The organism is Streptomyces sp. NBC_00249 (assembly GCF_026342355.1).
In the GTDB taxonomy this organism is placed as follows: domain Bacteria; phylum Actinomycetota; class Actinomycetes; order Streptomycetales; family Streptomycetaceae; genus Streptomyces.
In genome coordinates this window covers 1,169,680-1,180,734 of sequence record NZ_JAPEMV010000002.1, presented here as the reverse complement: position 1 = coordinate 1,180,734, position 11,055 = coordinate 1,169,680, and the positions used below count along the sequence as shown (strand labels likewise).

The 11,055-nt window shown below is 72.6% G+C and carries 11 protein-coding genes; 8 read left to right on the top strand and 3 right to left on the bottom strand.

Translation table 11 applies throughout. From position 1 onward, the window contains the following. Window positions 1-330 precede the first annotated feature (330 nt). From OOK31_RS14320 to OOK31_RS14310, 3 genes are all read right to left on the bottom strand, one after another. Complete coding sequence (locus tag OOK31_RS14320) at window positions 331-990, bottom strand: response regulator transcription factor (RefSeq protein WP_030653505.1); 660 nt, start codon at window positions 988-990, stop codon at window positions 331-333. Window positions 991-1,150: 160 nt separating this feature from the next. Beyond that, window positions 1,151-2,440 (bottom strand): sensor histidine kinase, encoded by a 1,290-nt coding sequence (locus tag OOK31_RS14315; protein WP_267012818.1) that lies wholly within the window; start codon window positions 2,438-2,440, stop codon window positions 1,151-1,153. 448 nt (window positions 2,441-2,888) lie between these two features. Next, window positions 2,889-4,055 (bottom strand): sensor domain-containing protein, encoded by a 1,167-nt coding sequence (locus OOK31_RS14310; RefSeq protein WP_267012817.1) that lies wholly within the window; start codon window positions 4,053-4,055, stop codon window positions 2,889-2,891. 156 nt (window positions 4,056-4,211) lie between these two features. Between OOK31_RS14310 and OOK31_RS14305 the strand changes: the two genes are divergently transcribed. The 8 genes from OOK31_RS14305 to OOK31_RS14270 are packed head-to-tail and all read left to right on the top strand — an operon-like array spanning window position 4,212 to window position 11,026. Then, the gene (locus tag OOK31_RS14305; protein WP_267012816.1) at window positions 4,212-4,625 is read left to right on the top strand and encodes an NADH-quinone oxidoreductase subunit A; all 414 of its coding nucleotides are present in this window, start codon (window positions 4,212-4,214) and stop codon (window positions 4,623-4,625) included. Beyond that, window positions 4,616-5,230 carry an NADH-quinone oxidoreductase subunit B gene (locus OOK31_RS14300; RefSeq protein WP_267012815.1) on the top strand — a complete coding sequence of 205 codons (615 nt, stop codon included), beginning with the start codon at window positions 4,616-4,618 and terminating at the stop codon, window positions 5,228-5,230. The genes OOK31_RS14305 and OOK31_RS14300 overlap by 10 nt, the downstream gene beginning before the upstream one ends. Continuing rightward, window positions 5,227-6,408, top strand: a complete 1,182-nt coding sequence (locus OOK31_RS14295; protein ID WP_267012814.1) for an NADH-quinone oxidoreductase subunit C — start codon at window positions 5,227-5,229, stop codon at window positions 6,406-6,408. The genes OOK31_RS14300 and OOK31_RS14295 overlap by 4 nt, the downstream gene beginning before the upstream one ends. After that, window positions 6,405-7,373 (top strand): complex I subunit 1 family protein, encoded by a 969-nt coding sequence (locus tag OOK31_RS14290; RefSeq protein ID WP_267012813.1) that lies wholly within the window; start codon window positions 6,405-6,407, stop codon window positions 7,371-7,373. Before OOK31_RS14295 ends, OOK31_RS14290 begins: the two co-directional genes overlap by 4 nt. Next, the gene (locus tag OOK31_RS14285) at window positions 7,373-8,014 is read left to right on the top strand and encodes an NADH-quinone oxidoreductase subunit I (RefSeq protein ID WP_267012812.1); all 642 of its coding nucleotides are present in this window, start codon (window positions 7,373-7,375) and stop codon (window positions 8,012-8,014) included. The genes OOK31_RS14290 and OOK31_RS14285 overlap by 1 nt, the downstream gene beginning before the upstream one ends. After that, window positions 8,014-8,640, top strand: coding sequence for an NADH-quinone oxidoreductase subunit J (locus tag OOK31_RS14280; protein ID WP_267012811.1), 627 nt, complete (start codon window positions 8,014-8,016; stop codon window positions 8,638-8,640). The genes OOK31_RS14285 and OOK31_RS14280 overlap by 1 nt, the downstream gene beginning before the upstream one ends. After that, complete coding sequence (gene nuoK / locus OOK31_RS14275) at window positions 8,640-8,999, top strand: NADH-quinone oxidoreductase subunit NuoK (protein WP_267012810.1); 360 nt, start codon at window positions 8,640-8,642, stop codon at window positions 8,997-8,999. Before OOK31_RS14280 ends, nuoK begins: the two co-directional genes overlap by 1 nt. After that, window positions 8,996-11,026, top strand: a complete 2,031-nt coding sequence (locus OOK31_RS14270; RefSeq protein WP_267012809.1) for an NADH-quinone oxidoreductase subunit L — start codon at window positions 8,996-8,998, stop codon at window positions 11,024-11,026. Before nuoK ends, OOK31_RS14270 begins: the two co-directional genes overlap by 4 nt. The last annotated feature ends 29 nt before the right edge of the window (window positions 11,027-11,055 follow it).

Here is an 11,055-nt window from a genome sequence, read left to right as displayed (position 1 = left end):
GCGGTCGACGCGACGGATCTCCTTGCCGGTCCCACCGGGCTGCGGCGCGCTGCGCTGCCCTCCGATGGACCCTCCGGCCCCGTCGGCCTGCTCGGCCGGAGTACTGACCTGGCTGGTCACTGAACTGGACCTCCTTCGAGGCGGGCGCTCGTTCCCAAGGCCAACCCTACGTCCGTGAGGATGTTCGTCCCTGGGCCGCCCGCATGCTGGACCGCCCGTTTCGGGGCGGTCTGTCCGACAGACGTCGTGCTCTACGCGAAATATCCCAAACCCTCCGGCCGGCGACCGCCGCCCTCGCCGTCCCACCTCAACTGACAGGGTGTCAGTTGATCAAGACTTCAGGTAGGTGAGGACCGCCAGTACACGCCGGTGATCCCCGTCACTCGGGGACAGGCCGAGCTTCATGAAGATGTTGCTGACGTGCTTCTCCACCGCGCCGTCGCTCACCACCAGCTGCTTCGCCACCGCCGAATTGGTCCGCCCCTCCGCCATCAGGCCCAGAACCTCGCGCTCGCGCGGGGTCAGACCGGCCAGGACGTCCTGCTTGCGGCTGCGCCCCAGCAGCTGGGCCACGACCTCCGGGTCCAGCGCCGTACCGCCCCGCGCCACCCGTACGACGGCGTCGAGGAACTCCCGCACCTCGGCCACCCGGTCCTTGAGCAGATACCCCACCCCGGTGCTGGAACCGGCCAGCAGTTCGGTGGCGTACTGCTCCTCCACGTACTGCGACAGCACGAGCACACCTATGCCCGGGTGGTCGCGGCGCAGCCGCACGGCTGCCCGTACGCCCTCGTCGGTGTGCGTCGGGGGCATCCGTACGTCCGCCACCACCACATCCGGCAGTGCGTCCTCCGCCGCCAGGTCCGCCACCGTCTTGATCAGGGCTTCCGCGTCCCCGACGCCCGCGACGACGTCATGCCCCCGGTCGGTCAGCAGCCGGGTCAGGCCCTCACGGAGCAGCACTGAATCCTCGGCGATGACCACCCGCACCCTGTCTTCCACGTTTCAGCAGCTCCCGCGTTCCATCCGTCATCCGCGACCCGCCACCCGTGGCGGGTCATGCCTGGCACGGCCAAGCATCCCAGCTCGAAGGCCCGGACAGGGCCCAGTCCGGGCCAACAGATGGGTGTACGGAGGGAGTTTCGGGACCTCAGACCCGCCAGGGCAGCTCGGCACTCACGGTCGTGCCCTCCCCTTCCACGGACTCCACGACCAGGACCCCGTCCACCGCGTCCAGCCGCTCCGAGAGCCCGGCCAGACCCGTACCGCCGGACGGGTCCGCCCCGCCGCGCCCGTCGTCGGACACCTGGATCAGCAGCCGCCCGCCGGACGTCCACACCTCGACGCTCGCGCCCCGCGCCCCCGCGTGCTTGCTGACGTTCTGCAGCAGCTCCGACACCACGAAGTACGCGATCCCCTCGATCGCCGCCGCCGGCCGCCCCGGCAGGTCCACCGTCACCCGCACCGGAACCGTGCACCGCGAGGCCACCGACGACAGCGCCGCGTCCAGCCCCCGGTCCGTGAGCACGGCCGGATGGATCCCCCGGGCGAGGTCCCGCAGCTCCTGGAGGGCGACCTTCACCTCACCGTGCGCCTCGTCCACCATCCGCGCGGCGGCCTGCGGATCCTCGGCCATCTTCTCCTTGGCCAGCCCCAGGTCCATGGCCAGCGCCACCAGCCGCGCCTGCGCCCCGTCGTGCAGGTCCCGCTCGATCCGCCGCAGGTCCGCGGCCGCCGTGTCCACGACCACACCCCGGTCCGACTCCAGCTCACTGACCCGGCTGTCCAGCCGCGACGGCCCCAGCAGCGCACCGACCAGCACCCGGTCGACGGTGGCCAGCGCCCGGATCACCCACGGGGTGGCCAAGGTCAGGGCGAGCCCGATCAAACAGGTGGCCCCCACCGCCAACGGTGAGTCGAGATAGAACGAATAATCATCATTCTGGAACAGCTGAAGACCCGGCTGGTCGGTGAACGCGGGAAACACCCAGAACCACAACGGGTACGTCATGTACCCCCACCCGGCGGCCCACAGCACCAGCGCCAGCGAGAACGAGAACACCGCCCACGGCAGGTGCACCACCGAATACAGCACGTGGCGCCACGCGCTACCGCTCTTCAGCAGCGCCACCATCGTGCCCAGCGCCCCGCCCTTGGCGGCCCGCACCGGGGCCGGCTCCGCGACCGCCACCCCCAGCAGGCCCCGCACCCGGCCCCGCTCCACCCGCCCGAAGCCCCGGCACATCGCCAGCACCCCGGCCAGCACCGGCACCCCGATGAAGGTGACGAGCAGCCCCGCGCCGAGGGCGACGCCCGTGACGGCGAGCGAGAAGTAGACGACGCTCAGCGGCAGCCCCACCAACAGGTACCCGAACTCCCGCCAGGTCCGCCCCGCCACCGGCTCCCGCAACACCGCCGGCCAGCCCTTGCCGTCGCCCATGATCCCGCCCTGCCCTTCGTATCGGCCCGTACCCCCCACCCTGCCGCGCGGCCCTACGCCGCCACCATGCGGCGCATCGGCGTCTCCCCCCGGGGGTTAACCCCACCCCGGGCCGGGCGCCCCCGGACGTGTCCCGCTGCGCGGAGCTCTCCCCGCCCCACCCTTCGCCCGTTCCCGCCTCAATCGCCGGCGCGGCTCACAGACCTGGGGCTCCGCCCCAGACCCCGCGCCTCAAACGCCGGCGAGGCTGGAATGGGCGGGACCGGATCACAGACGTGAGACGTGAGGGGTCGGGGACGGGGTGGGGTGTCGTCCGGGATGTAAAACGTGATGTGTTGGCGCGCGGTACCGCCGCACCAACGCAGCTGCGGAGGGGGCGCCATAAATCATGCCTATCCCGGACGGCACCCCACCCCGTCCCCGACCCCGCCCCCACCCACAGCCCGGGCTACCCCCGATCGCGGTCCCGCCAAGGCAGCTCCGCCGACACCACCGTGCCCCCGCCCTCCGGCGAGTCCACGACGAACACCCCGTCCACCGCCCGCAGCCGCTCCGCCAGCCCCGCCATCCCCGTCCCCCCGGACACCCGCGCCCCGCCCCGCCCGTCGTCGGACACCCGCACCAGCAGCCGCACCCCCGCCCGCCACACCTCGACGCTCGCGCCCCGCGCCCCCGCGTGCTTGCTGACGTTCTGCAGCAGCTCCGACACCACGAAGTACGCGATCCCCTCGATCGCCGCCGCCGGCCGCCCCGGCAGATCCACCGCCACCTTCACCGGCACCAGACACCGCGACGCCACCGAAGACAGCGCCGCGTCCAGCCCCCGGTCGGTCAGCACCGCCGGATGGATCCCCCGCGCGAGGTCCCGCAGCTCCTGGAGGGCCACCTTCACCTCACCGTGCGCCTCGTCCACCATCCGCGCCGCGGCCTGCGGATCCTCGGCCATCTTCTCCTTCGCCAGCCCCAGCCCCATCGCCAACGCCACCAGCCGCGCCTGCGCCCCGTCGTGCAGGTCCCGCTCGATCCGCCGCAGGTCCGCCGCCGCCGTGTCCACGACCACACCCCGCCCCGTCTCCAGCTCGGCGATCCGCCGCTCCAGCTCGTCGGAGGGGGACAGCAGGCCCCGCACCATCGCCCGGTCCACGTTCGACAGCCCGCGCACCACATACGGAAGCACGGGCCACAGCACGATCAGCCCCGTCAACGTGACGGTGAAGGTCAGCACCCCCCACGGCAGCCGGACCAGCTCGTACAGCACGGTCCGCCAGCCCACCGGGTCCTTGATGCCCGTCCACAGCCACGTGAAGAACCCGCCCGACCGCTTCGGCCCGGGAAGCGGCGTCGGCTCGGCCACCCGCACGCCCAGCAGCCCCCGCGCGCGGGCCCGCGCGAAGCGCCCGAGCTGCCGCGCCCCCCACAGGACGCACGCGAGCAGCGGCAGTCCGATCGCGGTCACGGACAGGCCACCGGCCGCCGAAACCATGACAATGGTGTAAACAAAACCGATCAGCGCTGCCGGCAGATTGCTCAGCAGGTAAGCGATCTCCCTCCACGTGACCGCGTCGAACACGGGACGTACGGGAGGAGGAGCGTCGGCTTGATCGTTCGCGGTCATGCGGCACAGCCTGCCAATTCCGCCTGCCCGATGCCATGGGGCAGCCAGGCGCCAGTGAACGGGGGATAACCCCACCCTGTGCGGACCAGGCCCTAGACTCCCGTCCGTACCAGATCACCCTGATCGTCGACAGTGGCCGAGGAGCGAGGAACGGACGTGTCCGACCCGACGGTTTCGACCGTGACCGTGACCGTGATCGCCGCGGACTACTTCCGGAGTTATTCGGTCGTCGGCCTGCTGGCGGTCCTCGGCGTGCTCTTCGTCGCCGTGGCCTTCGGCGCCGGCCGCCTGCTGCGGCCCGTGGTCCCGACCCCCGAGAAGCTGCTGACCTACGAGTGCGGCGTGGACCCCGTGGGCGAGGGCTGGGCGCACACCCAGGTCCGCTACTACGTCTACGCCTTCCTCTACGTCATCTTCGCCGTCGACTCGATCTTCCTCTTCCCGTGGGCGACGGTGTTCGCCGCCGCCGGTTACGGCGCCACGACCCTGGTGGAGATGTTCATCTTCCTCGGGTTCCTGGCCGTCGGCCTGCTCTACGCGTACAAGAAGGGCGTCCTCGAATGGACGTGACACCGCAGGTGGACGGCGCAGACCAGCCCGTCCAGCCCGTTCTCCTCCCGGAGCCCAAGCGCCTGGGAGTGCTCTCCCGCCTCGCCCCGGAGCCGATGAAGGTGGTCCTGAACTGGGGCCGCCGGTACAGCCTGTGGGTGTTCAACTTCGGCCTCGCCTGCTGCGCGATCGAGTTCATCGCCGCCTCCATGGCCCGGCACGACTTCATCCGCCTCGGCGTCATCCCCTTCGCGCCGGGCCCCCGCCAGGCCGACCTGATGATCGTCTCGGGCACCGTCACGGACAAGATGGCCCCGGCCGTCAAACGGCTCTACGAGCAGATGCCCGAGCCGAAGTACGTCATCTCCTTCGGTGCCTGCTCCAACTGCGGCGGCCCCTACTGGGACTCGTACTCGGTCACCAAGGGCGTCGACCAGATCATCCCGGTGGACGTCTACGTGCCCGGCTGCCCGCCGCGCCCCGAGGCCCTCCTCCAGGGAATCCTCAAACTGCAGGAGAAGATCGCTCGAGAGTCCCTGGCGGACCGGTACGCGGCGACGCCTTCCGTTTCCCAGCTCACCAGCGGCCTGATCGCACCCCCCAGCACCCCGGGGGCGGACGCGTGAACCTCTACGACTCCCTCCCCGACGGCGCCGCCACCGTCTTCGGCGCCGAGGCCGTGGGCAGCTTCGCCTACGACGTCCTGACGGTCGACGTCCCGGTCGGCTCCTGGATCTCCTCCCTCGAAATCGCCCGCGACAAGCTGGGCTGCACCTTCTTCGACTGGCTGAGCGCGGTCGACGAGCCCGGCACCGGCTTCCGGATCTGCGCGCACGTCGTCTCCCTGGAGAACCACCGCGTACGCCGCCTCCTGCTGCGCACGACGGTCCCGCACACCTCCCCCTCCCTCCCCTCGGCCGTCGCGGTCTACGCCGGCGCGGAATGGCACGAGCGGGAAACCTTCGAGATGTTCGGGGTCGTCTTCACCGACCACCCGAACCTGGTCCACCTCCTCCTCCCCGAGAACTTCGAGGGCCACCCGCTGCGCAAGGACTTCGTCCTGGCGGCCCGCGTGGCCAAGGCCTGGCCGGGAGCCAAGGAGCCGGGCGAGGCCCACGACCCCGACGCGCCGAAGCGGCGCCAGATGCTCCCGCCCGGCGTGCCGGACCCGAACGAGTGGGGCCCCCTCAAGGGCCAGCTCCCCCCGGCCCCCGCCCGCCCGGCCCGCACCCCCCGCGCAGCCGGCGCCGCCGCCGACCGCCCGGCCCGCCGCCCCCGCCCGGACACCCCGACCGAGGGCGCGGACACCCCGGCCCGCCCGGTACGCCGCACCCGCTCGGTCTCCGACGGCTCGGCAAGCCAGGCGACCCCGCCCGGCCCGTCACCGGAAGCCCCGGCCGACGCCACCGACACCCCGCGCCCGGCCCGCCGCACCCGCTCGGTCGCGGACGGCTCCGCGAGCCAGGCGACCCCGCCCGGCGCCACTCCCGCGGCAGCGGACGGCTCCGCGAGCGAGACCACCCCGCCCGGCCCGTCACCGGAAGCCCCGGCCGACGCCACCGACACCCCGCGCCCGGCCCGCCGCACCCGCTCGGTCGCGGACGGCTCCGCGAGCCAGACCCCCGGGCCGGAGCCGGAGGCTCCCACGCGCGCGGCCCCGCGGAGCCCCGACGCGCCCTGGCACGACCCGAAGCCCGCCTTCGAGGAGCCCCCGGCCACCCCGCCGGCCCCGCCGTCCCCGGACCCGGCCCCCAAGCCCGACCCCGACCCCGATCCCGACACCACCACCGGAGGCGACGCGTGAACGATGTCCTCGACGTCGCCCTGCGACTGATCGTCGTCTTCGCCGTGTTCCTCGTGCTCCCGCTCGTCGTCGGGCAGGCCGAGCACAAGGTGATGGCGCACATGCAGGGCCGCCTCGGCCCCATGTACGCCGGCGGCTTCCACGGCTGGGCCCAGCTCGTCGCCGACGGCGTGAAGTTCGCGCAGAAGGAGGACATCGTCCCGGCCGGCGCCGACAAGCGGATCTTCCAGATCGCCCCCGCCGTCGCGCTGCTGCCGTACCTCCTCGTCCTCCTCGCCATCCCCATCGGCCCCGGCGAAGGCGCGGTCGGCCAGGTCATCGACGCCGGCCTCTTCTTCGCGCTCGCCGTCATGGGCATCGGAGTGCTCGGAAGCCTCATGGGCGGCTGGGCCTCCGCCAACAAGTTCTCCCTGCTCGGAGGCCTCCGCACCGCCGCCCAGCTGCTCGCCTACGAGCTGCCGATGCTGCTCGCCGCCGCCTCCGTCGCCATGGCCGCGGGGACGGTGTCCCTGCCCGGCATCGTGAACGCCTTCGAGTGGTGGTGGCTGCCCTGGCAGATCATCGGCGCGCTCGTCTTCTTCACCGCCGGCCTCGCCGAGCTCCAGCGGCCCCCCTTCGACATGCCCGTCGCCGACTCCGAGATCATCTTCGGCGCGTACACCGAGTACACCGGGCTGCGCTTCGCGCTGTTCCTGCTCGCCGAGTACGCCGGCATCGTCGTCCTCTGCGCGCTGACCACCGTCCTCTTCCTCGGCGGCTGGCACGGCCCCTTCGGCGGCGACGACCTCGCCTGGGTGTGGACCCTCCTGAAGGTGGCCGTCCTCGCCTTCGTCGTCATCTGGCTCCGGGTGAGCTACCCGCGCCTGCGCGAGGACCAGCTCCAGAAGCTCGCCTGGACCGTGCTCATCCCCCTCGCGCTCGCCCAGATCGCGCTCACCGGCATCGTGAAGGTGGCGATCCAGTAATGCCCATCCCCGGATCCGGCCTGGCCAAGGGCCTGGCCGTCACCCTGCGCACGATGACGAAGCGCTCCCACACCGCGCAGTACCCCGAGGTGCAGCCCGAGCTCCCGCCCCGCTCCCGCGGGGTCATCGGCCTGTTCGAGGAGAACTGCACGGTCTGCATGCTGTGCGCCCGCGAGTGCCCCGACTGGTGCATCTACATCGACTCCCACAAGGAGACGGTGCCGGCCGCCACCCCCGGCGGCCGCGAGCGCAGCCGCAACGTCCTCGACCGCTTCGCCATCGACTTCTCCCTCTGCATGTACTGCGGGATCTGCATCGAGGTGTGTCCCTTCGACGCCCTCTTCTGGTCGCCGGAGTTCGAGTACGCGGAGACCGACATCCACGAGCTGACCCACGAGCGCGACAAGCTGCGCGAGTGGATGTGGACGGTCCCGGCCCCGCCGGCCCTGGACCCGGCCGCCGAGGAGCCGAAGGAGGTCGCCGCCGCCCGCAAGGCCGTGGAGAAGGCCGAAGCCGCCGCAGCAGCCGCCGCCGCCACCCCGGCCCCGGACGCCGCGGCAACCCCGGACGCCGCGGCAACCCCGGACGCCCCGCCGACCCCGCCCGCCACCCCCGACACCCCGACGGGAGGGACCGCGTGATGACGTACGCCGCCCACCTCGCCGCGGCCACCACACCGGCCGGTCCCGGGTTCCTCTCCCCGACCGGCGTCGAGATCGCCTTCCTCCTCGTCGGCCTCGCCACCCTCGGCGCGGCCGTCATCACGGTCACCACCAAGCAGCTCGTGCACGCCGCCCTCTGGCTGGTCGTCGCGCTCGGCGGGATCGCCGTCGAGTACCTGCTGCTGACCGCCGAGTTCATCGCCTGGGTCCAGGTACTGATCTACCTCGGCTCCGTGGTCGTCCTCCTCCTCTTCGGGCTGATGCTCACCAGGGCCCCCATCGGCCGCTCCCCGGACGCCGACTCCGGCAACCGCTGGGTGGCCCTAGGCGTCGCCTCCGTGTCGGGCGCCGCGCTCGTCTGGGTGGTCGTCGACGCCTTCCGCACCACCTGGATCGACCTCGACGGCCCCGCCCAGGGCTCCACCAAGGTCTCCGGTGAGATCCTCTTCCAGCACTGGGTGCTGCCCTTCGAGGCGCTCTCCGTGCTCCTCCTCGCCGCCCTGATCGGCGCGATCGTGCTCTCCCGCAGGAACACCCCCGCCGAGGAGGCGGCCGACGCCGCCGCCCGCGCCGGTGACCAGGGCGCCGAGAAGGGCCAGCGCTGATGCACCTCGCGTACCCCGCCGTTCTGGCGGCCCTGCTCTTCGCCACCGGCCTCTACGGAGTGCTCGCCCGGCGCAACGCCATCCTGGTCCTGATGTCCGTCGAGCTGATGCTCAACGCCGTCAACCTCAACCTGGTGGCCTTCGACGTCTGGCTGCGCGACACCCTGCACGCAGGCCAGGCACTGACCCTCTTCACCATCGCCATCGCCGCCGCCGAGATCGGCATCGGTCTCGCGATCGTGCTGATGGTGTACCGCAACCGGGGCACCTCGGACGTCGACAAGCTGCGCGACACCGCCGAGGGCCGTGAACCCGGCCGGTCCGACGAAACCACTGCCCGGCCGGAGGTCGCCGCGTGAGCACCACGACCCTCGCGGTCCTCGTTCCCCTCCTGCCCTTCCTCGGCGCGGTGGCCGGCCTGCTCCTCGGCCGGACCGCCCCCGGCTTCGTCCGCCCCCTCGCGGTGCTGCCGGCGCTGGCCACCGCCGTGCTGGCGGTGCTCGTCGCCGTCCGCCAGGGCGGTGGCCCGGCCATCGACACCGCGACCGAGCTGACCCCGACCGGCTCGGTGCCGATCGAGCTCTCGCTCCACCTCGACGGCTTCGCCGTGCTCGTCGCCGTCCTCGTCGGCGTCGTCGCGACCTGCGTCCAGCTGTACTCGACGGCGTACCTGCGCGAGGACCCGCGCTACCCCTCCTACGCCGCGCTCGTCTCCCTCTTCACCTCCGCGATGCTGCTCGTCGTCTACTCCGGCGACCTGATGGTGCTGCTGGTCGGCTGGGAGGTCATGGGCATCTGCTCCTACTTCCTGGTGGGCCACTACTGGGAGACCGGGGCGGCCCGCTCCGCCTCCCTCAAGGCCTTCCTCGTCACCAAGCTCGGTGACGTCCCCTTCCTCATCGGACTGTTCGCGCTCGCCGCCGACGCCGGCTCCTTCCAGATCACCAAGATCCTCGGCACCGTCGCCGCGGGCGGCCTCGACCACCCGACGCTGATCGCGCTGCTCCTGCTGGCCGGCGTCGCGGGCAAGTCCGCGCAGTTCCCGCTGCACACCTGGCTCCCCGACGCCATGGCGGGCCCCACCCCGGTCTCCGCGCTGATCCACGCCGCGACGATGGTCGCCGCCGGTGTCTACTTCATCGCCCGCCTCCTGCCCGTCTTCGCGGCCTCCCAGGCCGCACTGGTGGTCATGGCCGCCATGGCGGCCGTCACGATGATCGGCTCCGCCCTCGCCGCCCTCGCCCAGGACGACATCAAGCGGGTCCTCGCCTACTCCACGATCGGCCAGCTCGGCTACATGACCGGCGCCCTGGCCGTCGGCGACCGCTCCGCCGCCGTCTTCCACCTCCTGTCGCACGGCGCCTTCAAGGCGCTCCTGTTCCTCGGCGCGGGCGTGATCATCCATGCCGCCGGTACGAACTCCCTGGCCGCCATGTCCCGGATGGACGGCCTGGCCAAGCGCATCCCCGACGCCTTCTGGACGATGACGATCGCGCTGCTCGCGCTCGCCGCCATCCCGCCCTTCGCCGGCTTCTTCTCCAAGGAAGCCGTCCTCGTCGCCGCCGAGCACACCGCCACCGGACACTCCGAGCTCGCCCCGACCGCGGCCGGCTGGCTGGTGCTCGTCGCCGGTGTGCTGACCGCGCTGCTCACCGCCGCCTACGCCACCCGGCTGTGGCTGATGGCCTTCCGCGGCCGGGGCGCCTCCGCCCCCGACCACGGCAAGGAACCCGTCGCCATGACCGGCGTGCTGTGGCTGCTGGCGATCCCCTCGATCGCCTTCGGCCTCGCCGTCGGCCCCCTCGCCGACTGGTTCGACGGCAAGGAGCTCACCCCGTCCGTGACCACCTCGGTCCTCGGCACGGGTGCCGCCCTCATCGGCGTGATGCTCACCTACGCCCTGTGGCAGCGCGCCACCGCCAAGGCCGCCTCCGCCGCCCGCACCGGCACCCCCGCCGGCGCCCCCGCGACCGGAGAAGGCGTCCCCGCCTCCGTGGCGGCCGCCCGGTCCGCCGCCGAGACCCCCGAGGTGGCCGAGGTGACCCACGACCACCCCGTCGTCCCCGCAGGCTCCGCGCCCGACCCCGGGGTCGCCCTGCTCGGCCCCCTGCACCGCCACGCCGCCGACGGCTTCCACCTCGACGCCGTCTACGACCGGCTCTTCGTCCGCCCCACCCGGGCGGCCGCGAGCCTGGTCCGCTTCCTCGACCGCGAGGTCGTGGACACGTACGTCCGCGGCGCGGGCACCGGCCCCCGGCTGCTCGGCGCCCTCGTCCGCCGAGCCCAGACCGGCAACGTGCAGAGCTACCTGAGCGCCCTGCTCGCCGGCGCCGTGGTCCTGGCGATCGCCACCGCCGTCCTCGCCAACGTCAACGCCGGATCGTGAGCCGTGAGTCAGCCGTGATTGATATCAGC